Genomic DNA, 25,483 nt, shown 5'->3' with positions numbered 1-25,483 from the left:
GTCCCCCTTTTTTCGACAACTTTTACGAAATTTAAAGTTGTCACTTTCTTCATCTTCATACTAACAACTTTAATAATATCATAAAGTTGTTAGTATTTCAATAAGTAACAACTCATTATTTTTATAAGGTTGTTTGTTTATTATATATTATTTTCTTCATAAACTTTATTATTTTACCCAAAAAACCAAATAAAAATAGTCTAAGAATTCGCATATTGTGAATTCCTAGACTATTTTTAGCTGTCCGGATAAAGAAATTTTTCCACTCGCTCATAACAAATTTCATCTCCGACAAAATAAAATATATCATTTTTTTTCAAAACTGCATAAGGTCCTGGTGACAGTTCAAGGCAATTGTCCCGTTTTATCCCAACGATCGTCGCTATCGTATTATGCCAAAAATTAATTTCAGCAACTGTTTTTTCAATATACGGCGTTTTTTCTGTTATCCTGATTTCAAAAGGAATAAATGGATTAATCGATTTAAATCGTTCGGTTTTATCCAGCATTTCAATAAGTTGCGCCTTTAAATAGTCATTCTCTTGTTTCTGACGCTCCAGACTACTTAATATATCTTGCTTCAAATCGTTGACCGTCTTAATATCATCATATTGTTTCACTAACTTAATTGCGTTTTCAACAGAACGAATCACCACGCCGCTGCCTTTGTTAACATCAACGATTTCCATATCCGATAAAATTGCAATAGCCCGTCTTGCCGTCTCCGGCGAAACACCATATTGACTGGCAAGCACTGAACGCGCATACATTCTAGAACCAATTTCATAATGTCCATTCGCAATTTTAGACGCAATGTCCACTGCAATCTGCTGATATACCGGACTCACAATTTTCATTTTCTTCTCCATTTAATAAAAACCTCGTATTATTTTATCATAGAGTATATTCTATCATAAAATTTAGGGATTATCATCTAAACTCAATTTTTATCACAACTAAAAATTTATTCATCTGCTTCATTACGAAATTTAGTAATCTATACGGTATTACAAAAAATCATTACCTGAAAAATCAGGCAATAAATCTGGATACTAAAACCTGCTAATAAAAATCAATAGTTTTTTAATAAAAAATTCTAAAAATATTTCATTGAAAAAAGGCATGGCTAAGCAGTCCGGTTAAATTCTAAAAAACCAGATTTCAAAAGTTTATTGGAATTAACCTGCTATTGTCTCTTTTACACGTGTATAATAAATTCTTAGAAATTTGTTCAACCCCGCGATTTTAGCAACCTTCTTCGGTTTACCTTCTGACTCTTTCTTGAGGATATATTTGTATACAGCATTATCATAATCTGGTTTGACTGTCTTTAAGCACTTCATAACTTCATATCCTGTTTTACGTAAAATAGACGAGCCTCGCTTAGAAATTTTTCTTTTTGTTGCTGTAAATCGTCCGGATTCATAAGGTGGTGTATCTAAACCTGCATATGCAATTAAAGAACTTCCGTTATGAAACCTACGTACATCTCCGATTTCGGCAATCAAACGTGGTGCTAACTTTTCACCGACACCCGGCATTGCACGGACAATTCTGTATTCTTTCAATCTCTTTGCTAACTCATTCATTCGTGCTAAAATATTGTGTAAGGACTTCTCTGTTTGGAGAAGTACCTTGACAGCTTCTTGTACGAGCATTTTGGTCGATGGCGTACTGGAAGGCAATGTTGGGATACCTGTTTGAGCTAAAGCATATATTTGATGTGCTTTTTTCTCATTAGCTTGGTATCCCTTTTTATTTGCCCACTTCACATATGTATCTACAAATTGTTTTTCTCCTTTGTTAGTGATTATGTCATAATGCCAAAATCTAAAAGCAAAATCTCCAATTTTATTACGAGAAAAATCATCAGAAGAACTTTTAAGTAAGTCCTTGATTCCTGGCATTGTACGATCAAGCATACAAGTAAGAGTACTCTTTGTTTTTACATACATTCCCATGAATTGAATGTACTGACGTCCCAGTATTTTTAATTCATCATATATTTTTTCATCAGGACGGTAATTGGTTAAATCAAACCAATGGTCAATACCGAAGTTAGCAATTTTGCCAGCGTCTATTTTATCCGTCTTTGCTTTACGCAATGAAACATTGATATATTTTTTCATAACTAAAGGATTAACTACCGAAACAAAGATACCGTTTTCTTTCATAAACGCTAGAACGGGCAGATGGTAATAGCCAGTTGCCTCCAATACAACGCGTGTTTCCTCGTTAAAGTTCTTAATTGTTTTTACCAATGATGTTAACTCTTCTACCGTGTGCATAATTTCAAATGGACGCTGAATAATTTCGCCATAAGGCTTTAAAATACAGACGGTACTCTTACCTTTTGAAACGTCAATTCCCACACTGATCAAGGGGATATACCTCCTAATATAATATTTGTAAATGGTATCCACTCCTACTTATTACTCTTCATTTTAGTTCGTTACGCGAAAGCCAGAGAATGGTTTCAACCTACTTAATCGAAGATTCATAATAAGAGGATGGCAGACTGTTTTTGTCACGGATGCGAAATCCAAAGAACCGTACGTCTGACCATATACTTCTCTTATTATAATAAAAATAAGTGCAAACAACTAAATTTTTATATTTAGTGTTCACACTTTTATAGTACTAAAAGAACTGTTGCACTAAAAATTTTCAACAGCTTTTGGTCACTCGCCCGATCTTTTCCGGAAAAATACGTTTCAAAGGATGAAAAAATAACGCCTCGCGTAAAGAAATCTGTTTGTTTGAACGAAGTGAGTTCACAGATTTTAGCAAGTCGTTATTTTTTAAGTGTTTTGGAGTACCGATGCTATTGTTTAAAAATTTTACATACTTCTTAAATCCTCAAGAAGACTAGCATAATCTCTTGATTTTTGAAAAAGTGCGGATGTTCCTAATACAAAACCATCTACGCCTTTCTCGCTTAATGTTTTAATTTTTTCCGGTGAGCAGGCACCATCAATTATGATCTTATAATCATATTTGCTTTTGTCCTTGCGCAGACTCAATAACATCTCTATTTTATCATCGACAAAATCTAAATAGCTCTGGCCCGCAAACCCAGGAACGACTGTCATCACAAGGACATAGTCCACGATGGACAACATCGGATGGATTGCGGCAATACCAAACTCCGGACTGACCGCAATTCCAGCCTTCATACCAAGTGCTCGAATCTCCTGCAGCGCTTTGATCGGCTGCGTTTCTGTCTGCGGATGGATATAGAGGATAGACACCCCCAAATCTGCAAACATTTTAATATAACGGCCTGGTCTTTGCATCATGAGATGCACATCTACCGGTTTATTTGCTACTTTGCAAATAAGTGCCGTATCTTGCAATCCCATTCCTATATTGGGAACAAAATCCCCATCCATGATATCTATATGAAAGATATCAATGCCTGCTTGTTCCAGCAACATGACTTCTCGTTCTAAATTCTCATAATTCGCACACATCATAGAAGGGCATAATAATTTTTCCATTATCCGCTCCTCATTTCATTTTAAAATTCAAACTTTTCTCTTAAGCTTAAAATACTGTTTGTTCCTTGCATTTTGCAATGCTCCGCTAGTTCTTTTAAAGTCATCGCATTTTGCATAGAAATCGCTTCCAGCAAGATTGGCAGATTGACGCCGACGATACATTCCACTTTATTTGTATTCTCCAAGGCTTTTATTGCAAGGGCTATTTTGTTACAAGGGCTTCCACCCAACAAATCTGTCAGCATCAAGATTCCATCGCCCTCATCCTGCGCTTGTACAAATTCTTCTATTCTTCTTTGCAGTAACTCAATATTATCTCCATGATACAATCCGAAAGCAGTCGTATGATTCGTCTTACCCAAAATTAAATCCGCAGTTTCTATCAATGCTTCTCCCAATGGTCCATGCGTAACAATCAAAATTTTTACCATATAACTTCTCTCTCCAGACTATAATTTTAGTTTTTCATTTAATATTGCTCGAATAGAAATAGCAGCGCGGTTTTGGTGAATACATTCTAAATAAAAGTTAACTTTTTTTATCACTGCATCATCTTCAGCTACATGCAAAATTTCGCAAAGTATTTTATTTGTCGGCTGTTCCATCGCTGGCTCTGCGCCCTGCATCGCTTGCTCTTCCCAATAGCATAAAGCTGCAGCCGCATTAAAGCAAAGGATATCATAATCTCCTTGATTCGCCTCTATGATTCGTAACGGCGCGAAGATTCTTTCCGTCGGTCCGAGTTTACGTCTAGGTGCTCTACCGTTTTTCAAGATATAATCGAGAATATTTTTATTTTTAAATTTATCTAACGCTTTTTGTGAGAATTCCACTTGCTCTTGTTCGGAGATATCAAAATATTTTGCAAGAGCTGGATTTAATTCTTGTAGCAATACATCCATCAGCCAGGAAATTTCTTCGTCATTGGCCGCCTCCCCATACACTTGATAGCCCTTCACATATCCACAATAGGAAATGAGCCCAGCTAAACAGTTATAGGTATAAATCTTTCGTTTTAAAAATTTCTCAAACTCATGAACTGGCTCTGCGCCTCTAATTTCTAATTGGCCTGCATAACCATCTGCATCATAAGGAAAGAAATTTTCGTTTTGAGAAAGTATATCTAATCTCGTACGAACCAAATTTACCGTAGAACAAAACTCCGCCGTTTGCGATATGAAAATTTTGCTTTTGTCAAATCCACCAGCCGCTTCTAAAGCTTCTGCCAAACGTTTGCCTGGATTAATTCCATTCTCACAAGTAATCATCACCACAGGCGATAGCCGCTCTGCTAAAGATTTTTGTATTCGCTTCGCTACTTCGGGTAGATTTTGCTCCCCCGTTGCTGTAAAAATAAAATCTGCTTCCTTTATTACCCGGTCAACTTCTGCATCCTCAAGCTGTAAAGCCTTATAATCTTCTACAATCACCGGAGTTCTATCTTTATCATAAAAATGCACTGAAAAATGTCCATCTGTACATAATAAATCTACCAGCGCTTGTTTCTTTTCGATAAAAATGATTTCATACCCAATCTCAGCCAGCAACCGTCCAATGTATCCACGCCCCGCTTGTCCAGCGCCAATTACAACCGCTTTTTTCATTCCCATTGATTTATTCTCCTTTTAGCCATCCTTTGTCTTTAAGAATTTGCCTACTGTCTAAAATAAGTTTATAAAGCACATCTTCTTCTGAAATCTCGCAAATCTCCTGTAAGACCTTTCGAGCTCCATGTTCTTTTCTCATGTTTGTTAAGTTTACTGCATCTTCATCTTCTTCATAATCAAAATACAGCGCTGCCGCGATCGCTAGTGCAATCGCTTTTGGCGTTGTCCCCGTTTTAAGTGCCAACTGCGCAGGGCCGATTAAACGATCTGAAGGCTTCAGCTTGCGGATCGGATCTCTGGCAATTCGGACGACTAGATCAATAATATTTCGATCCTGGTACTTTTCTTTTGCTCGTTTAGAAAATTTCAGTTGACTCTCTTCAGTTACCCCGAGTCCATGAATTAATGCTGCATTAATTTCCCTATACGCCTCTTCCAATATCGGCACAATTTCCGGATCATTGGCTGCATCAGCGACATAGACATGTCCCTTTAGATATCCCAAATAAGCAATCAACGCTACACTTGTATTATTCGTATAAATTTTTTGCTGCAAAAGATCTGCAAAACCGTCAATAAAGTCAAAATACTGCCAAGCAGGAACCTCTCCTAAAATTCGTTCTCGATCAACAGGCAGATACCAAAAATCTTGTACCCACGTGTCTACTGGATTCTTTAAATCTGTATTTGGGGGAGCAGCTGCGCCGGTCGCCATAACAACCGACTCACTGACACCAATATGTTTAACAAATGCTTCTCTGCTGCCTTCAGGCAATGCATCCAAAATAGCGGCTTGGAGCTTACTTGCTGGCTCTATCCAATTCTCACAGGTCACAATATTTTTATAATACATTCCCTCTGGTTTCGCCGAAGCCTGAAAAGCGTCTGCCAATAATTTAGCAACTGTCGTCAAATTTTTCCCACCAACAGCAGTAAAAATAAAATCCGCGCTCTCCCATTCACGTACTAAGGCTTCCTGCTCTGCAATAGAATAGGCTTGATAGCCATGCACAACTGTATTCTTCGATTCATCTCCCAATACATGAATTGTATAACTCTTTCTTTCATTCATACTTTTTACAAGCGCATCATTATACTCAAAGAACGTAATATCCACTTCATTTTTCCATAGTAATCCTGTTACAAAGCCACGACCAATTCGTCCCGCCCCTAAAATCAATGCTTTCACTTTGACATCTCCTATCTCACTCACTTGTTAAAAAGCTCCTAGTAAAACACCGAATGCGCCTAATGCGATCAAAACCACTAAAATTTTAGAAGCACTCAATTTCTTTTTGAATAACCAAACCGTAAAGAAAATAACCAATAATGGAATCAAATTGATCAGAATATTATCCAATAGTTTTTGAATGACCAATTTATTTTCTCCCAGCAGCAAGACAGCACCGGTTTGCACTTTCACCGTAGTTGCGGCCAAGCCACCAATCGTGGTAGCCCCAACCAGTGTTGCAAACGTCATGAACTTTTCCAGCTGTCCACTTTGGAAGATATCACTAATCCCTTCTTTACCCTTTTGATAAGCTTTCTTAAAAAATATATACGACACACCATGATTTAACGCTAACGTGAGTATCATATAAAAAATGGGTGCTACAAAATTGCCCGAGAGTCCTAAAGTAATCGCAATTGATCCGATAATCGGAATCAAGGTACCTTGCCGAAGCGTATCACCGATCCCTGCCATCGGCCCCATTAAACCAGTTTTTACCCCATTGATATCCTCATCTTCAATTGGCAGTCCATTGGCACGTTCTTCTTCCATAGAAAGCGTAATACCAACAACCCCCGGTCCTGTAAGCCATGGCTCTGTATTGAAAAATTCCATATGACGTTTAAGTGCCGCTTTACGCGCTTCTTCATCATCAGGATACAACCGCTCTATCGCCGGAATCATTGCCGCCACAAAGCCCGGTGCTTGTAATCTTTCGAAACTATACGTGGCCTGCGCCATACAGCACCATAACCAGAAGGATTTATTCAAGTCGCTGTTTGTCAGACTTTTTTCATTCTTCAACTCTTCACTCATCACGCTTCCTCCTCTTTATTGAATTTAACAGAAACATAGAACCAAGCAAAAATTGTTGCGAAAATTGCAAGTACTAAAATTGGAATTTTTGCATAAGACAATACGAAAAATCCTAAAAGAAATGCCGGATAAATGCCCTTACGATTACTAATCATACGCAAGGTCATTGCGATCCCAAGTGCAGGAAGTATTCCGCCAATCGTTTTTAACATAAATAACGGTGTTCCCGTTAACATTTCAAGAATACGACTGACAGCATCGCCGCCAAAATATACGATCGCTGCGACTGGAACTGCCGAAAGCAGTAAAGTCATAAGCTGTGCTGGCACAAACTCAACAAACAGCATTTTCTTAAAATCGCCTTTAGCTGCCAGCTCATCTAACCAATGAACAAATATACTATTTACCGTCATACGCACATTCCAAATCAACGTCCCCAATAAACCAAACGGAACCGCTAATGAAACTGCAAGTTCTGGTGAAGAACTCGTCATAATCGTCAACGCTGTACCGATAATACCCGCGATACCTGGTTCACTGGCTACAGTACCGCCCGCTGAAATAAAACCCAAAAACAAGGTGTTGATTGTAGCGCCAATGATTAAGCCCTCTAACGGCTGTCCCAGAATAATACCAACAATCGTGCCCGCTACAATCGGCTGCCGCAGCGAAACACTGCCTAACCCGCCTAGCCAAGGCGGAGCCGCAACAGTCATATAATATAAAAGACCAATAATACAAGCTTGAAATAAACTTACTTCCATTTTTACGCCTCCTAATATTTTAAATTTTACAATACGCTTTTTAAGTCTACGCGATCACTATCTGGAATGACTTGAATAAACGCGTCGATTCCTTGCTGAAGCAGCTCTTTGAGAACTGCTCTTTCCTCCTCACTTGCAGCAATATTTCTGTATAGTTTTGTCCGATCTGCTTTAGCGCCCATTCCGCCTACACCGATCTGCTTAATGTCAACGCCCTTTTTTATCAATTCAGCCAGCACAATTGGCGTTTTCACCAGTAAAAATAACTTTTCATCATCGGCATCTTTTTGTAAATAACTAGCTGCATCATCAATTCCAAGAATCTTCAACTTAATTTTTGCCGGCATAGACGCTTGCATGATACTTGCCATAAACATGTCCTTGGCTACCTTATCGTCTATAACCACCACTTTAGAAGCACCCGTATATTGAATCCAGCCCGTCATGACCTGCCCATGAATTAAACGATCATCTACTCTTGTAAAAACAATATTCTTCATTTTTTCCACCTCTTCGTTATATTTTTACCTGTTCAACAAACTGCAATGTTTTTTCCCGAATTAAATCACCCTCTTCCGCACTGTAATTGGTCAGTTCCCCGCCAATTCCAACAGCAAATGCACCCGCTTTGAACCACTCAGCCATACTCGTTAGATTGATTTGTCCAGTAACCATGAAATGTGCTTGTGGAAATGGCCCCTTTAAATCTTTGATGATGCTTTTGGTGAATTGATTTCCCGGGAACAACTTCATTACATCCACCCCAGACGCTAAGCAATCTTTTATATCATTTGCAGATTGTATCCCCGGGATATATGCTTTTCTATATAAATTACAAAGTTTCGCAGTGTCTGTATCAAAAGAAGGCGCTACAATAAAATCAGCTCCATGCAAAAGGGCAATTCTTGCCGAAACTGCATCTAAAACGGTTCCCGCTCCAATCACTGCGCCTGTTCCCGCATACCTTTGCTTTGCTTTTTCCAAAATATAAATCGAATCCGGCATAGTCAGTGTAACTTCAATAAAATGAATGCCTCCGCTTATAATGGCATCGATTTTTTTTAAGGCCGAGTCTGCATCTGTTCTAATTACAGAAACTAATTTATCTTTTTTAAGCTGCAATAAACTATCTAATTTATCCATAAGTCCAACCTCCTCATCTCACCTGAAAGTAGTTCAAAATATTTTCCACTGCCATCTCAGACATCTTAATGCTTGCTTCCAAGCTAACCGCTGCATTATGTGGGGTAAGGGTAAAACGATCCAGGTTATGATATCGTTGATCAATTTGTGTAAAACGAAGCTGGGCATCGCTTGCCCCAGCAAAGACTTTCCCACTTTGAAGCCCCGCAATAAGCGCGTCCGCATCGATCAGAGAAGTGCGTGCTGTATTGATCAAAACGACATTATGCTTCATACGGCAAATTTCCTTTTCTCCGATTAAAGCTTTATCGTTAGGCAGCGCCGGCAAATGTAGGGTAATAATATCGGCCTGCTGATAAATTTCTTCCAAAGAAGCTTCCTGTACGTGATAGTGCTGACAACCTGCATGATCAAAACGCACATCATAGCCCAATACCTTGCAATCAAACCCCGACAACCTTTTAGCAACGCCCATTCCAATGGAACCTAACCCAATGATACCAACGGTTTTTTTATATAAATCCGGCCCAACAACCTTTTCCCATTTTCCTTCATACAAATTACGCGTACTCAAACTAATTCCACGCAGTGCATCCAACATCAAACCTATTGTATAATCAGCGACCGCCTGACTATTGCAATTTCTAGCAACTGCAAAACCAATGTTTCTACGCTTAAGCTCCGCCAAATCCATATTGTCAGTCCCCACGCCATAGCGTGAAACAAATTTGAGAGTGTCTGCTTTTTCAATCACCTCCTTATCCAATAGTTCAGTTCCTAAAATAACGATATCCATCCCCTGTATCGCGCTTGAAAATTCTTTTTCATTCATGATGCGTCCGTATGGATTATCAAAGCGTTCAAATCCATGCCGCTCCAAGGTCGTTCTTGCTTGTCCATCGTATTTACCGAAACTGTTTGCTGTAACCAACACTTTCATCCATCACACCTCAAATTATCATGCTGTATTAAATTTGTTTGTCCATATACAATGCAAATGCAATGCCAACTCATGTGTGTAAATACAAACCTAGCTATTTCAATACTTTCAATAGATTTATTTATAGTTACACTGTTTGTGTGTATAAAATAAATCATATGTGTAATTTTTTTCGACAAATTATGCTATAATAAATCATCAAATAATTTAAAAAATTCTGGAGAATGTGTATGAAAAAATCAAATACAACAAAGAAACAACAAATTTTTGATTTTCTAAATTCCCATCAGAATCTTACGCCAAATGCAAAGTTACTCCATGAAATGAATGAAATCATGAAGTTTGGCTGCTCAGCAGAAACGATTTCTCAAACCTTAAATCTCGATAGAAGTAATGCCAGCCGAGATTTAAATACTTTATTTAAGGAAAATAGGCTCTTGAAAATTGCGGGAAAACCCGTTCTTTATTTTTCTAAAGAGCTCTTAGAAAAGTTGCTAAACATGCCTTTTCCTAAATGTTTATTTCCCTCTAAAAATGAATTTATGGAGACATTAAAAGAAAGCAACTATATTTTTCAAAGAAATAGCACTGCATTTACTTCTAGCAGCCTGACAGAACCAAAGCACTTACAGCAAAAACAGGCCGAACATATTTTTTCTGGCATTATTGGCTATAACACCAGTCTGAAAGAAAAAATAGAACAAGCCATTGCCGCGATGATTTATCCACCAAACGGATTACACACATTGCTTTTGGGTTCTACCGGCACAGGAAAGACTACGTTTGCCGGTTTCATGTACCAATACGCTGTAGCTTCTGGATGCCTTTTGCCCAACGCTCCTTATATCATTTTTAACTGTGCCGATTATTCAGGCAATCAACAGCTGCTGCTTTCCTATCTTTTTGGCTATATTAAAGGTGCCTTTACCGGAGCAGATAAAGAAAAGCCAGGACTTGTTGATGAGGCGGACGGCGGTATATTGTTTTTAGACGAAGTACACCGATTACCTCCGGAAGGGCAAGAAATGCTCTTTTCCTTAATAGACCGTGGCAGCTTTAGACGATTGGGAGAAACCAATAATTTGCGAAAAGCAAATATTCGCCTAATTTTAGCTACAACAGAAAATCCAGATTCTAATATGCTTACAACATTCATGCGCCGAATCCCCTGCACCATATTGATTCCAGATTTATCTGCCCGTCCGCTTGAAGACAGGCTGAATCTCATTTATAGCTTTTTTGCCGAAGAATCCAAAAAGATTAATCTCCCAATCACGGTTTCCGTCGAAGTAATGAAATTGCTGCTATTATATGACTGCCAAGGAAATATCGGACAGTTAAAAAACGACATAAAAATCACCTGTGCAAAAGCACTGGTAGAATATATCACGGAACAGCAGCCCCACGTAACTATTAAGTTGTCCCAAATGATAAAGAATTTTTTAAATGATAAAATGTCTACTTATAAAAAATACGCCAACTCAACTGAATTTTTTATTTTAAACAAACTAACAAACGTAACATTCCATCCACAAGATTTCACCCCAAATCAGCTGTTCCAAAACCTCATAGCTTCTCCTGATTACCAAACTGAAGAGGATTTTTACGCAACCATCCTCAAATCTTCAAAAACTTATTTTGACCAAGGTATTTCTATCACTGATATGAAAAAAAATATCAACTTACAAGTAGAAAACTATTTTCATCGCTACACTTATGGAAATAAGAAAAAAGAAAATTTTCCATCTGAGTTAGCACTTACCTCCATTATCGATGGAAAAATAATTGATACTGTCAAGTCTATTTTAGAGGATACACTGGGAGATTCCGGCACACATACACACAATAAAATTATCTACAGTTTGGCACTACATCTTGAAACCTTATTAGAACGCATAAAAAACGGTATTTCTGTTGATAAGACAAAATTGCCTTATGCCTTAAATCTTTCAGATCATGATTCTTCCATCACACAAAAAATCAAAAAAAAATTAGAGGATTCTTTTTCTATCGCCATTCCTCAAGAAGAGGCATTTTTTATTACCGTCTTTTTAAATGCCCTAAAAAGCAATACGGTGAGTGAAAAAAACTTTATCGGTGTACTCGTCGTTACACATGGCGATACAACTGCCAGCAGCATGGTAGACGTAGCCAATGAACTTCTCAAAACCAAGCATGTAAAAGCACTCAATATGCCCTTAAGTGAATCCATTCAAAATACGGTAAACAAGGCCATTCAGATTGTTCAACAAATGAATACACCTAAGGGCTGCCTGCTTTTAGTCGATATGGGATCACTCACATCGCTCGGTGATATTATTGAGAAAAAAGCTGGCGTAAAAACAAAGACACTGAAAATGGTCAGTACCCCAATGGTAATAGAAGCCGCCCGCAGATCCATGATGCCAAACACTTCATTATCTGCACTCGTTAATGAAGTAGAAATATCAAGCAAACTGATCGGAAACAGCAGTACCATACTGCCCGAAAAGCTTGAAGATACAGCTTGGAGCACTGCAGAAGTCGGCAAAGACTATGACTATTTTGAGCATGATAAAACAAAAATGTTGAAAATGTTAGAATCAGTTCTGACTTTTTTAGACGCGGACAAAGCTTACACACTTTTAAATCAAATTTATCTTTCCTTTCTAAGCAGATTACAATTAAAAGCAGATATAAGCTTCAAAGTTAAATTTATCTTTCATAATATTTCTATGCTGGAGAGAGTCATCCGTAACGATCCTTTAAACTACAATAATTTTGAAAATGTTTATCAACAAAATCTTTTTTTAGCTAAAATAATTCGCGAAGAATTTAAACTTCTTGAAAATTCTTTTGGTGTTTTTATCCCCGATAGTGAAATCTCCTACAATATTGAAATGATTAATATCTTTATCAAAACACAAAATGAATAAAATACAAAAGACCTCGCAAATTCCCTGCGAGGTCTTTTGTATTTATCGAGTAACCAAATATGCTCTCTTATGCAGCACACTTTACGATCAGGAATTGAATTTAAACTTCTCTTTTTTCTTTCGCTTGCATATACGCATAAATTTTTTCTGTAACAACGCCACGAATGAAAATGACCACTATACCTACGAGAAAATAGCGCACTGCCAATTCACCCAGCGGCAGTCCAAGCGCTGTAATGCCTGCTGCAATTCCCATATAAACGAAAAGTTCTCCACCATTGGCATGTGGGAATAATCCCGTGACTGGATGAACAAAGCTTACAGCCGCATCATAAAAGGCCGGTTTATGCTTTGCTTTAACAAATCTGCCAAAACTATAGCACATCGGATTACCCAAAAAAATTACCGCTAGTACTGGCAATACCGTATACCGCGTGATAATGTTTTGTGTCGCTCGCTGTGCCAAATTGCTTACTCTCTCTTCACCAATTAACTTGATCACAGAACTTACAGCCGTCATCAAAACCACAATCAGCGGAATAATTCCTGCTACCCAACTGGCAAAAGTTCCTGCACCCGCTTTAAAGATATCCATAAATCCATTCGCTAACCCTGCAATAAATTCCATACTATTTTCCTCCTCATTGTAAATCAAAATTCATGGGGCACTTCATTATAGTACAAATATAAGTTAGTTTTCTTTTAATTTAGAATATTCAGATTTTACATTTAAACAAAATCACAAGTGCAATTTAGCCTTAAAATTTTACCATTTTATTTTTAAGGCTAAAACGTCTTTATTTTTCAATCTTTATCGTTTCAAAAACCTGATAGTAGTGTTTCAAACAATTTTTCATGCCCTGTTTCGCATGTGCCATGACTTCAAAATAATTTGTTGCTGTTTTATTTGATATTTCTTCCTTTGCTGCAAGAACGAAATCCGTAAAAATATTAATTTTTGAGATTCCACTTGTAGCACATCGATTTAAATTCACATCCCCGGAAGATGAACCACCATGTAATACAAGCGGTGTGTCCATTCGCAGCGCAATTTCTTCCAATCTTTTAAAATTAATAACCGGAGTTCCTTTATAGGTGCCATGCGCTGTTCCAATCGAAATTGCCAAAGAATCTACGTTGGTTTTTTCGCACAATTCTACCGCTTCTTCCACTGAAGTGTAAATAGAATCATCATTTTCTCCCGTCCCACCGCCTTCACCAACATTGCCGACAAGAACTCCCGTCCCAACATGTCCAATTTCAGCCTCTACTACCACATTTTTAGCATGCGCATAATCAACAATCTCTTTTGTAATTGCAATATTTTTTTCTAACACTTCTTGCGATGCATCAATCATAACTGAAGTAAATCCTAAGCCAATTGCTTGTTTCACAATGTCCAAAGATGTTCCATGATCCAAATGCAATACAACTGGGACATTAATATTTTCCCCATAAAACTTTCCAAGTAAAGCTGCTTCTTCTATTGACAAATAAGCGCTATGCGCCTCAGCGTAACTTAGAATAATTGGCAAATTCATTTCACTGGCAACCTCAGTATATGCAACAATAGAAGTCCAATCAAAGAAATTAACAGATGGTACAGCAAATTTTTGTTGTCGTGCTTTTTTGAAAAGCTCCTTCGATGTAACTAACATAAAAATCCCCCTTTTCCTTCAATCTTTTTTAAGACACATGTCATATTTACCACATTATTTTAGAAATCATACGGTTTAACTCTTATTTATAAACGATTTCGTCAATAAATATACGCGCATGTATCACTTATATTTTCAGAGTTCCAATAAAGCCTTTGCGCAATCAATATCTGTAATTAAGATATTTAAAAAATTGCCTTTAATTGCACCGTGCACAGCTTTTGCTTTTTGTGCACCTCCGGCAATGCCAATTCGCTGCGGCACCTTTTTCAACTGCTCAATTGGCATGCCTGCAACGCGCTCATTGAAATCTCTAAATTTTTCAACATTACCAAATTCATCAAAAAACTGTAAAGATATATCGCCTACAGCGCCTCGTTTCACAAACTCTTCCATGACCTGTTCATCTACATAACCTGTCTGCATCAAAGTTGAACATTCTCTATCAGGTACACCAATTCCCATAATAATTGTGTCTATTTTTCTAAATATTTTGAAAATACCCTTTACCGACTTTTCTTTCATAAAGCCATTCAAAATATTGATATCCGAGAATACTGCCGGTGCAAAAAATTGTATACAATCTCCGCCAAATAAAGTTGCCAACTTGATTGCAATTGAGTTGGAATGAATATCTGACCGGCTTTCCCCAATTCCGCCGACAATAGGAACAAACGTGCACTTAATTGGTTCCTCAATGACTTTCTTTGTACTGGTAAGATTTTGTAAAGTCATGCCCATCGTAACACCAACATACGCACCATTTTCCAGGATCGTTTCTAAAAAATGAATCGTTTCCTCCATCAGCTCACTATTTTTTCGTTCTTTTCCAGCCACAATAGGACTCGAATCTGCAACAATAACTTCTCTTAAATTAAATTTCTTTTCTAACTCACGTTCTATTTTGCCAAAAGTAAAGCCATCCGGATGCTTAATCTCGATTTTTACGATGCCTAATTCTTTTCCTAACTTTATCATTCGACAAACAGATGGTCTTGATATGCCCAATAAATCACAAATTTCTTGTTGACTCATTTCATCTTCATAGTAAAGGCTACAGCATTTAAAAATAAGTCGTGTATCATCAATAATTTTTTTCATTGAAAAACCTCCGATACATTTTGACAATCAAGTCATCTTTTCTATATGCAATTTCATCATTAGGTTTATGATTCATATTATATAGATGGACCATCATGCATTCAATATATTCTGTTCAGAAACATTGTAAAAATGCATTGCGATTCTTTTGACTTTTACATTTATTCTGATTTTTCTATTTTATTTTACAACCAAAAAAGAACCCAGATATTACTACGAAGTCATAAATGAAAATCTGCCATCTTTTTTGTATAAAATTAGATCGATGAGATCACCCTAAAACTACTTTTATATGCATCTGCTTTTGAAGTTGCATATTGTATGATTCTAGAATCCTTATCATACGTAATGATCCGCGTCACAGAGATAGGTTCACCTTTTTTAAGATTTAAATAAGCAGACTCTTGAGGATTTGCTCTTTTTATTTCAATCGTTTTATCTTCCTTACTAGGTATAATCTGATATTTCTCCAAGGTTTGAAAAAGCGACGCATTTGTAAAATCAATCTCCATTAATTTAGGGCAGACATGTAGTGGAATATAATCATCTGCCAAGGAATATAACGCATGATTCACATAACGAAGACGCTTTAAATGAAATACCATTTCATCCTCTTGCAAATTCAAGTATGCTGTAATATTTGGATGAGGGATTTCTACAACCTGTTGTAAAACATGACTTTCGGTAAATTTCCCAACCGAACTTAGCACTTGAAACAACCCTAACCCGTGCCCATTGGCGTTTGAATAATCAATTGGCACCTTATTTCCTAGGTAAAACGACCCCCGTCCTTGAATCCTCGTTATCATATTTGCTTTTTCTAAGTTTTCTAACGCTTTCCGAATTGTCGGTCTGCTAACTTTAAAAAGTTGGCATAACTCGCGTTCGCCCGGAAGTGGTGAAAAGTATGATAAATCCGCCGTTTGCTCTAATATCGCCTTTTCTATTTTTTCATGCAGCAGACTCTCTCTTTTTTTATTTTCCATATCAAAATTACTCCATTACTTTTTTTCTATATTAGTATAAATTGTAAACATTATCAATCTTATTTTTGTGCATTTACTTTTCTTTCATGCTAAATTTTTAACGAAATTAAATTTTACAAAATTTCTGATAATAATCAATTGAACTTTTAACTTACCAGTGGTATCATTTAAATTAACCACTGGTAAGTTAATAATGATTTAGGAGGTCTCATAATGAAAAAAGTGTGTTGTCCTTTTTTAGTTGTCAATCCAAAATCGTATCTCTACGGAAAAAAAGCCTTAGAACTTGCTAAAGAAGCGGATAAAATCGCGCAGCAAACAAAGCTGCAAATCTTTTTCACTTGCCCATTTGCAGATATTCGTTTTATCAAAGATCATACAAGCTATATTACGGTAACCGCACAGCATATGGAATCCTTACGCCCGGGACGTGGTATGGGGCATATTCTTCCTGAATCTTTAAAAGAAGCTGGTGCCAATGCTGTATTTCTCAATCATGCTGAAAATCCAATGACAGTTTCCGAGCTTTCAAAAACTATTTTGCGTGCAAAAGAATTGGATATGATTACAATTGTCTGTGCAGACTCCGTTGCTGAAGCAATCGCAATCGCAAAAATGGATCCAGATATTTTACTATGTGAACCAACTGAATTAATTGGTACAGGTCAAGTCGCCGACAAAAATTACGTGCTTGAAACAACAGAAAAAATCAGATCTATCAATCCTGCTATCGCTGTAATGATCGCATCTGGCGTAACAACAGCCGAGGATGTTTACAATGTAATCATGCTTGGAGCCGATGGAACCGGCGGCACAAGTGGTATATTAAACGCACCTGATCCGGCGCTTAGAATAAAAGAAATGGCTGAAGCCATGCTAAAAGCAACAGACGAAAAAAATAAGGTTTAGGGAGGCTTATAAAATTGAGTGTTTACAAAGAAACCATCACATTAGAATCTCATGGAAAAACGCCTACTTTCTTAAATATAACCGATGAAGTAAAATCCGTTATCAAAAATAGTAAAATCCAAAATGGTATTTGCACTGTGATTTCCCCCCACACAACCTGTGCAGTTTTCTTCGAAGAATTTGTACATGACTATCACGATGACGGCAATGAATTTTTACAAACTGATTTAAACAATGCTTTAAAAAAGCTAATCCCTGATCACACCACCAAAGATCAATATAGTTATCCCGGTGAAAAACATTATGAAGCAGTAGCTTCCTGGCCCGATGCTGAAGCGTACCTTCCCAACGGCGACCGTACAGCATTACTAAATGGCGATGCACATTTAAAAGCTACTTTAGTTGGTTCAAGTGAAACCTTCGATGTGGATCATGGTGCACTCGGCGTTGGCACAACGGGTTATGTTTACTTCGTCGATTTCGACCGCACAAGAGCGCGTTCAAGAAAGTGCAAGATTATTGTTATAGGAGAATAATTTTTTCCTTGTCGCATCTTTGCATATTTTGAACAAACTCTTCTATGTTCATAAACGCTAAGCATACAACCTATTTTTTATTTTTATCCTCTTTCGGCAAAAATACCAAACAATAAATGCTATTATCAATCTCCGGTGGAACAATCCTCTATATGTTTTTAGTTCAGCATTTATTTTAAAAAATGAATCGTAAAAATAAGCCTCGCAATAAATCCTGCGAGGCTTTGATATTTTATATTACTAACCACAATGTTTTACAGTTACCCCACACAACTCTTCTTCCTGCGTATCGGGGAGCTTGATTGGTTCCTTATCGACCACAGCCACCACAAAGAAAGTGATCAAGCAAACCAGCCATTCCATGTAAATGGGGTGAGCAAAAATCTGTACAGACGGAAAAGCCTGCCATACAAAAAGCGTCAAGATACCTGCCAGCGTAGTGTAAAAAGCAGAATTACGTCGACACAGCCCCGGTGCAAACATCGTAAAAAGAAAAATCAAAGTGAATGCCGTTGTCAAGCTCAACCCGATCAGCATTGTTTTTACGATACCTACTGCATTAAAAGCAAACCATAAGGTGATCATCCCTAATCCTAAAATCGCACAACGATTAATTAAAGTATACTGCTTATCACTTACCTGTGGATTGATAAAGCGTTTATAAATATCTTGAGAGAAAAGCGTCCCTGCCGCCAGCAAAATATGACAAGCGGTAGACACATCTGCTGCCCATAATGCCGCTAGTGTTAAACCAGAAATGATTGGATCCAAACTCATAATCATATAAGGTAATGCTAAGGTCGCCTGCATTTCCGGATGCGCAGCGCGAGCGGCTACACCCATGATTGCACAAGCAAAACCGATGGGAAACATCAGCAATGCACCCCACAAAAATCCTTTTTTCGCCGCAGCTCCATCAACCGCTGCACAAGCCACCTGAACAGGTCCTTGCGCAGTAATCGCCTGTGTCATCATCACTACAAACCAACCGATAATCGTTGCCATTCCCAGCCCGCCAAGCGGCCCGAACCAATCAATTCCCGGTGGCAGTGAAGCCGCAATCGCACTGATACCACCTTGTTTAGCTACAATCGTTACTGTGCTGATGAGCACCCCCACATAGATCAAGGCCACACTAAGAATATTGGATAACCCAGAAGACCATAGTCCACCAAGAATTGTCGTGCCAAAAAACACAATCGCACTCGTAATCATTCCACCCTCAAAAGAAAAAATATCCGGCATCAAGGAAGAAAGAATCGCGCCTCCCGCCAGATACTGTAAAGAGGTAATCACCAATTGCAGTGTAATCATGCCCAATACGGCAATTACACGTCCTTTTTTATCATAATACCGTTCAAAAAGCTCCGGTACAGTCGTACAATTGAGCTCACGATACTTCCGAGCTGCTACCAACGCCATCAAAACAGCGCCCGCGGCCCAAGCAGCATTGTACCAACCTGCTGCGATTCCAGATTGAAACGCATTTTCTGCCACACCAATCGTAGCTGCTGCACCAATAGCCGTTCCGGCAATATTTGTCGCCACCAAAGTGGTACTTAACTTTCGTCCGGCAAAAAGAAAGCCGCTGCTATTATTCGCCCGACGCTTTACATACATGCTGATTGCAAAAAGTACGCAAATGTACAGCACGATGATCCAAAATTGAATTGTCATGTTCATCCATCCTACCTTTCTACTAGCCCCGTCTTTTTGAGAATTTTTTTGTTTATGCCTGCATAAATCTAAGCACAAACTCTGCTACTTTTCTACTATTCTACAAATTGATAATACCAAACTTCTTCTCATTTCTCATTGTCATACACTAAGACGTGCTTCTTTTTATTTTACATGACCTTAGCTTTTCTGTCCATTTGAATATAAATCATGTATACTTTACTTTCTCATTTTTTAATATAAGGCTTTAGCTTAACATACAAAAACATTTTACATAAAAAATAGTTCGTATAAGTTTTTCAACCTATCCGAACTATTTTCTGTATATCTATAATACACTCGATTCCTTATTTAAAACGTTCCATAAAAATATTTAATGCCTCTGCAGCACTCGTTAAACGAGAAAGATGTGCTGTAATTTCTTTCGTAGAAGCTGCTTGTTCCTGCCTGATCGCCCCTATTTTTTCAATTGTCTTTGAACTTTCAATTACAGCACGATTCAGATCTGCAAGTGTTGCCTGAATTTTTTCTGTTGCAGGTCTTGATTGTTCAGCAAAGCATTAGATTTCAACGGCTAAAATACCCCATAACAGTCCTATAGAGCCTTGATTTATCTAGCTCCATGCACTTTTCTTTTCTCAATCGATGGAACAGTTCCTCTGCCATAGATTCTATATATTCACACCTGCTAGTCTTATCTGCTTCGGTCAATATATGACCTTCCATAGCCATTGAAGCTGTTACATTACAGATGATTCTCTCTTGTTTTCTCATAAAATCACCGTCCTTATATCACCTCTTATTATATAGCATTTTTATCAACGTGATATTTTCATACTGTTTGCATAGGATAAAATTTTTGGCACTTCATGCAAAGTGGAAAATTATTTTTATTCATAGATACGTATACGTGATAGCAGCCATATCTATCCCCAATAAGGAACATATCGCCTATTTTTATTTGCTGTCACCGTATCATCAGTTATTTTTACCAATCCCGCTTCACAGCTGTCATTTAATAACCTGGAGATCACCGCACTATTTTTAGCTGCAACTTTAAAGCGTTCTCTGAGCGATGAATTCGTCATATATTCACGATTCACTCTTTTCAAACAAGCATGCAAATAACAAGCACGCATTTTATCCTCTTTGCTCATTTTTGAAAAATCTTTATGGGCAAACATCGTAACCCTTGTATTATTATGATAAACCTCAATCTCCGGTGCAGGCAGTTGATAATATTCAGTTTGATGAACAATTTTATCAAAACCGCTGCCACGTTCCTCACAAACACCGATCCGCCGCATAAAAGATGCCAATTTTTCATTTCTTGAAATTGGCGGTGAGTCTATAAACCGCTTCGTTTCAATCAGAGGTGTACCCGGATTCGTTACTTCCATACGATCTTCAAAAATTTCAATCATCGGACTTGTTCCCTGCAAAAAGAAATTTTGATGAATAATTGCATTTGCTACAACTTCTCTGACAGCCAGCTCCGGATACATCGGAATATCCTTTCTCAATGCTCTGCCCATGATTTCATTGCGAGGTAAAATCCCATTAATATATTCAATTAATCCATCAAAACCCGTTGCATAGCCCTTATGGCCAATTTGCTCTTTCACAGAATGAATGCGGGAGTTATCTTTGTATTGAATTACACGAATTGCCTTTCGCTCCAAAGATGGAAAATCAGATAACTTCTTCGCAAATAAAATAGCACCTAAATTCGTAATATTGTAATTTCCCGTCACACATTTTGCGATTAGACCATCGGCAAGTAAAGCATTTAATATCCCCACTTTATCACTCGGCAGCTCTTGTGATAATAAATCAAAATACGCCGGATAATCTAACAGCCGAATGACAAAATCACCCGGTACATCTTCCATAGCAGTCATAATTTCAAATGATTTTTTGGCAAGAATCGCCCATAATTCCCGCTCGGTATCCACATAATCTTTTAATTTTTTCTTATGTGAATCAATACGAATATAATCTATATTTTTGAACTTAACCGGTGCAGAAGCAGCACTCGAAATTTCTAGTAAAATAATTTTCTTCTCTTCAAGCTCTGTCTTATGAAAATAAAACTGTACCTGAGGATCTAATTGTGTACTAATCCATAGCTCTAATCCCTGATTCCCCTGTTTTACTTTCGATGGATCAAACTCCGTACCGACCAGTTCATGGGTCTCATCATCAATGCCCCAGATCATGAGCGCCTTATCTTTATTATAAAGCGCTGCTGTATTTGATAGCGCACTAATATACTCACCTATTTCCTGTGGCTGCGTACATTTATTTACTTTAAATTCACCCCAGGGCAATTCCGTACTATGTGCTCTTGCCTCATGAATAATTAAATTGATCTGCTCTTCCTGAAAAGGCATATTTCACACCGCCTATTTACAATTTAATACTATTATATCACATATGCAATCAAATTAATCATCAAATAAATTTTTAATTAATAATCCTTATAAATTAAACATTCAATGTATATATTTATATTTTCATCATTTAATAATCAAATAAATTACTAAACATCATCAAATAATTTATCAAATAAATATCTTAAGTAAATATCACAATATAGCACCACAGTTCTCTATATCCTTTAAGCGGACGCCTAGAAGCAATTATTCTTTAAAGTTCATGTATTCTTTTTAAAAACTTATCAAACTGCGGTACAGTAAAATCCACCTCACCGCGATTGGATGAGTAGATAAATCCCTTGTGAATTAGTTGCGCTCTAAGCGGCGATACCGTTGACATTGCACAATTCAGTTGCACGGCAATATCATTTGTGGAACACGGCAGTTTGCCTGTTTTCACCATTGCCAGCATAAACTCAAGTTCTCTTGGTGTAGCTCTATCATGCCTAACCTTGAAAAAACTCTCGTCTAAGCTTTTCTCAAAATCGACATAGGCGGCTTTTACCATTTTCTCATTAATGGTACGTTCGTCACCCAATTGCCCCCATACTTGCTTACCATACTCTTGCAGAAAATACGGGTAACATTCTGTACTCTCCAGTATTTGTGCAATCGCCTTATCCGTATACTCTACATTCCATCTTTTTGCAGGCTCGGTTAATGCCAGTTTCCCTGCTTCATAAGACAAGGAACCTATCGAAACAAACGCAAATAAACGTTCTGCATAAGATTTTACATCACCAGCTATTTTTGCAATTTTAGGCAGACCAGCGGCAAATACAATCAGCGGTAATGCTTTTTGATTGACTCTGTGTATCGCAGCAATCAAAGCTTCAAATTCATCATCTTTTAAATACTGGATTTCATCAATAAATAATGCAACCCCACACTCTTCTTTCTGCGCAATCGTACCTAAGGCTACAAATAATTCGGTCAAATCGTTTTGAAAGTTTCCTGTATCCGCTACACCAATCGCAGCTATAATTTCCGGGTCAACTCCAACACTTACTTCACCCTCTGGTGAATATTTTATAGAGAAGGCTTTTAATACTGATAATGCTTTATCTATGTATTGTTTCATTTTAGACTTTATACTCATCTGACGAATCAGCTTTAAAACGTGCAATGAAATAGTGCTTTTAAAGGAACCACGTTCTGCTATTTCAATCTGTTCAAAATGAATATTTCGCTCTTCGGCCATATTTTCAATATGGTTCAGTAAAACAGTCTTGCCGACACCACGTAATCCATAATAAACAACAGAACGTGCAAAATATCCATGAGAAATATACGCTAATGCTTCCTCGGCACTTTTCATGGTATCCTCTCGTCCTGCTAAATATCTCGGAGGAACTCCTGCTCCCGGTGTATAAGGATTTAACAGCATACCAACGCCTCCTTTTTCTTTTATTATACCCTTTTAACATAAAAACTCAATATTACCGCAATATATTTATTATATAACCTTATAAATATCATCAACCGCTACTAATTTAAATTCACGCTGCTATATACGATCATTTAATTATATATATTTATATTACATTCTAAATAAAACACATCCCCGCGGTATTTCCGGTTTAAAATTCTGCTCTGAATACTTTCAAGAATTTCTAACATACAACCAAACGGAAGAGCAAGAAACAATTGAAAAAAATTTTTTCAAGATTATATGTCCGATGTTTTTGATAGATATTCTCCATATATTCAGGACAATAACCTTAGATAATCTTTATAAGGTTTTTATAAGGTTTTTATAAGGTGTTGACACCTTATAAATTAATCAGCAATAAACCTTTGATTTCTACTCTTTGGCTTATCTGGTATTGTATATTTTAATTTACCTTTTTCAATTAAAGGCAAAATATACTTTTTCATCGCATGATAATTTGTTTTTAAACCTAAATATGCAGTAATTTCATCCCTGCTTCTTGGAACCCTGCAAAATCTAACCAAGTCTCCATGCTCTTCAATTTTAGACGCATTGGCAGTCTCATTATATAAGGTCACAGAAAAATAATTCCTGGCATCATCAAATACAGGTTCCTTTAATCCAAATTCTTTCATACTTCTCCGAATCGTTGGTATTCCTGAATAACGATTTTCAGTAAGCGACAGATCTTCCATCATAGTAGCAATCACAGGATTTCTTGTGTCAGGCTGTGCCTTACCAATCTGATCAATTCTAAATCTTCCATACAGTCCGCCAGGACTTTTAACTTCCAGCCTGTCTTTAAACAGGAGTAGCTGTATCGGTATCCCCTCCGTCTGTATGCTATAATCGCGATGAATCAACGCATTTAATATAATTTCTCTGATTGCATCCATTGGATATTCCATCTTATCCTGTCTTTGTCCGGTTGCTTTATCAATAATTGTTTTAATTGCACTATTCTTATATACAAACCGTACTGCTTCTTCTAACATTTCAGGAATTGTCCCATCAATTCTTTTATTATCAATGAACCGTTCTCCCATACTTCCAACTTCGCCCACTTCATATCCCGGGACAACAACAGCGGTCATACAAAATTGCGGAAAATAACCCTGTGGATATTTACAAAACATCATGGTTCCCGCTAAAGTTGGTATATTACTTTTGGTCACGCCCATCAATTCATAAATTTCTTCATTATGCATTGCCGCTAATCTAGTTTTTTTATTTTTTAACGCGATCACATACGCATCCAATTTATTTTTATCAAGCATAGAAACTGGTACCTTTTCAGTCAGACGAATATCCTCCTGATATTTATTCCTAAAGGCATCATAACTATACACTTCATATTCTGTCATTTGTTCATCAGAGTCTCCAACTCGTATGTATGAACCTGTCAGCCGCCCTTTTCCTGTATAGAAACATGGTTTATCATTCACATCAATTTCCGGGATTTCAGCTGCCATAATGATTTTGTTATCAATTTTACAAAAAGTGAAAACAGGTCTTACAATTGGCGACATTTGCTTACATTGTTCAGTCATTTTCTTTTGTAAATCAGCTGGATCATATACACCAACCTCCTCAAAACCAGTCGCTTCCTTTAGCCCAAATACTAATGTGCCTCCACCATTTTGATTAGAAAAAGCAGATATCGTATCATATAATTTTTTAGGACATCCTTCGTGTGCTTCTTTTACCTCAATATCATAAAATTCTGTTTGATAGTTTTGTATTTTTTCTACTAATTCTAATAAATCACGTTCAAGCATCTTCATCCCTCCTCATATTTATATTATATTCCAAATAAGCTAAATTTATAAG

General features: G+C 37.2%; 23 protein-coding genes. 3 read left to right on the top strand and 20 right to left on the bottom strand.

Translation table 11 applies throughout. The annotated features are described in order from the left end of the window. Positions 1-236: 236 nt before the first annotated feature. The 11 genes from BN6559_RS10530 to BN6559_RS10480 form a co-directional block, all read right to left on the bottom strand. Positions 237-869, bottom strand: a complete 633-nt coding sequence (locus BN6559_RS10530) for a GntR family transcriptional regulator (RefSeq protein WP_110954662.1) — start codon at positions 867-869, stop codon at positions 237-239. A gap of 309 nt (positions 870-1,178) precedes the next feature. After that, positions 1,179-2,372: an IS110 family RNA-guided transposase gene (locus BN6559_RS10525; protein ID WP_234407919.1), complete on the bottom strand. Its 1,194-nt coding sequence runs from the start codon at positions 2,370-2,372 to the stop codon at positions 1,179-1,181. A gap of 468 nt (positions 2,373-2,840) precedes the next feature. Beyond that, a complete protein-coding gene (locus tag BN6559_RS10520; protein WP_110954660.1) occupies positions 2,841-3,500 on the bottom strand; it encodes a ribulose-phosphate 3-epimerase in 660 nt (219 codons plus the stop codon). Positions 3,501-3,520: 20 nt separating this feature from the next. Further along, positions 3,521-3,931, bottom strand: coding sequence for a PTS sugar transporter subunit IIA (locus BN6559_RS10515; protein ID WP_110954659.1), 411 nt, complete (start codon positions 3,929-3,931; stop codon positions 3,521-3,523). 18 nt (positions 3,932-3,949) lie between these two features. Beyond that, a complete protein-coding gene (locus tag BN6559_RS10510; RefSeq protein WP_234407831.1) occupies positions 3,950-5,110 on the bottom strand; it encodes a mannitol dehydrogenase family protein in 1,161 nt (386 codons plus the stop codon). A 4-nt stretch (positions 5,111-5,114) separates the two neighbouring features. Beyond that, positions 5,115-6,320, bottom strand: coding sequence for a mannitol dehydrogenase family protein (locus tag BN6559_RS10505; RefSeq protein WP_234407830.1), 1,206 nt, complete (start codon positions 6,318-6,320; stop codon positions 5,115-5,117). A gap of 3 nt (positions 6,321-6,323) precedes the next feature. After that, a complete protein-coding gene (locus BN6559_RS10500) occupies positions 6,324-7,154 on the bottom strand; it encodes a PTS system mannose/fructose/sorbose family transporter subunit IID (RefSeq protein WP_110954657.1) in 831 nt (276 codons plus the stop codon). After that, entirely contained in the window at positions 7,154-7,918 is a 765-nt protein-coding gene (locus BN6559_RS10495; RefSeq protein ID WP_110954656.1) for a PTS mannose/fructose/sorbose/N-acetylgalactosamine transporter subunit IIC, read from the bottom strand. The genes BN6559_RS10500 and BN6559_RS10495 overlap by 1 nt, the downstream gene beginning before the upstream one ends. Positions 7,919-7,944: 26 nt before the next feature. Continuing rightward, positions 7,945-8,418, bottom strand: coding sequence for a PTS system mannose/fructose/N-acetylgalactosamine-transporter subunit IIB (locus BN6559_RS10490; RefSeq protein ID WP_110954655.1), 474 nt, complete (start codon positions 8,416-8,418; stop codon positions 7,945-7,947). 16 nt (positions 8,419-8,434) lie between these two features. After that, positions 8,435-9,061, bottom strand: a complete 627-nt coding sequence (locus BN6559_RS10485; RefSeq protein WP_110954654.1) for a beta/alpha barrel domain-containing protein — start codon at positions 9,059-9,061, stop codon at positions 8,435-8,437. Positions 9,062-9,074: 13 nt separating this feature from the next. Next, positions 9,075-10,001 carry a phosphoglycerate dehydrogenase gene (locus BN6559_RS10480; RefSeq protein ID WP_110954653.1) on the bottom strand — a complete coding sequence of 309 codons (927 nt, stop codon included), beginning with the start codon at positions 9,999-10,001 and terminating at the stop codon, positions 9,075-9,077. 230 nt (positions 10,002-10,231) lie between these two features. On the opposite strand from BN6559_RS10480, the gene BN6559_RS10475 reads away from it, so the two are divergent. Next, positions 10,232-12,916 (top strand): sigma-54-dependent transcriptional regulator, encoded by a 2,685-nt coding sequence (locus BN6559_RS10475; protein WP_110954652.1) that lies wholly within the window; start codon positions 10,232-10,234, stop codon positions 12,914-12,916. Positions 12,917-13,016: 100 nt separating this feature from the next. Here the strand turns inward: BN6559_RS10475 and srlA are convergent, their stop codons facing one another. The 4 genes from srlA to BN6559_RS10455 form a co-directional block, all read right to left on the bottom strand. Beyond that, a complete protein-coding gene (gene srlA / locus BN6559_RS10470) occupies positions 13,017-13,544 on the bottom strand; it encodes a PTS glucitol/sorbitol transporter subunit IIC (RefSeq protein WP_110954651.1) in 528 nt (175 codons plus the stop codon). Positions 13,545-13,713: 169 nt separating this feature from the next. After that, positions 13,714-14,574 carry a class II fructose-bisphosphate aldolase gene (locus tag BN6559_RS10465; protein WP_110954650.1) on the bottom strand — a complete coding sequence of 287 codons (861 nt, stop codon included), beginning with the start codon at positions 14,572-14,574 and terminating at the stop codon, positions 13,714-13,716. Between the two features lie 135 nt (positions 14,575-14,709). Next, on the bottom strand, positions 14,710-15,675 hold the full coding sequence (locus BN6559_RS10460; RefSeq protein WP_110954649.1) for a sugar-binding transcriptional regulator: 966 nt from the start codon (positions 15,673-15,675) through the stop codon (positions 14,710-14,712). Positions 15,676-15,932: 257 nt separating this feature from the next. After that, the gene (locus BN6559_RS10455) at positions 15,933-16,661 is read right to left on the bottom strand and encodes a GntR family transcriptional regulator (protein ID WP_110954648.1); all 729 of its coding nucleotides are present in this window, start codon (positions 16,659-16,661) and stop codon (positions 15,933-15,935) included. Between the two features lie 213 nt (positions 16,662-16,874). On the opposite strand from BN6559_RS10455, the gene BN6559_RS10450 reads away from it, so the two are divergent. Next, complete coding sequence (locus BN6559_RS10450) at positions 16,875-17,570, top strand: triose-phosphate isomerase (RefSeq protein WP_110954647.1); 696 nt, start codon at positions 16,875-16,877, stop codon at positions 17,568-17,570. A gap of 14 nt (positions 17,571-17,584) precedes the next feature. After that, positions 17,585-18,106, top strand: a complete 522-nt coding sequence (locus tag BN6559_RS10445) for a YjbQ family protein (RefSeq protein ID WP_110954646.1) — start codon at positions 17,585-17,587, stop codon at positions 18,104-18,106. Between the two features lie 240 nt (positions 18,107-18,346). Here BN6559_RS10445 and BN6559_RS10440 read toward each other — a convergent pair whose 3' ends face one another. The 5 genes from BN6559_RS10440 to BN6559_RS10420 form a co-directional block, all read right to left on the bottom strand. Beyond that, positions 18,347-19,783: a sodium:solute symporter family protein gene (locus BN6559_RS10440; RefSeq protein ID WP_110954645.1), complete on the bottom strand. Its 1,437-nt coding sequence runs from the start codon at positions 19,781-19,783 to the stop codon at positions 18,347-18,349. A gap of 567 nt (positions 19,784-20,350) precedes the next feature. Continuing rightward, positions 20,351-20,557, bottom strand: coding sequence for a hypothetical protein (locus BN6559_RS10435; RefSeq protein WP_110954644.1), 207 nt, complete (start codon positions 20,555-20,557; stop codon positions 20,351-20,353). A 152-nt stretch (positions 20,558-20,709) separates the two neighbouring features. Further along, the gene (locus tag BN6559_RS10430) at positions 20,710-22,176 is read right to left on the bottom strand and encodes an ATP-binding protein (protein WP_110954643.1); all 1,467 of its coding nucleotides are present in this window, start codon (positions 22,174-22,176) and stop codon (positions 20,710-20,712) included. A 256-nt stretch (positions 22,177-22,432) separates the two neighbouring features. Beyond that, complete coding sequence (locus tag BN6559_RS10425; RefSeq protein WP_110954642.1) at positions 22,433-23,608, bottom strand: AAA family ATPase; 1,176 nt, start codon at positions 23,606-23,608, stop codon at positions 22,433-22,435. A 392-nt stretch (positions 23,609-24,000) separates the two neighbouring features. Beyond that, positions 24,001-25,431: an ATP-binding protein gene (locus BN6559_RS10420; RefSeq protein ID WP_110954641.1), complete on the bottom strand. Its 1,431-nt coding sequence runs from the start codon at positions 25,429-25,431 to the stop codon at positions 24,001-24,003. Positions 25,432-25,483: the final 52 nt, after the last annotated feature.

The organism is Massilibacillus massiliensis, assembly GCF_900086705.1.
GTDB lineage: Bacteria > Bacillota > Negativicutes > FLKF01 > FLKF01 > Massilibacillus > Massilibacillus massiliensis.
Note: the sequence above shows the minus strand (reverse complement) of the source record. Positions and strands in the feature narration are given on the sequence as shown.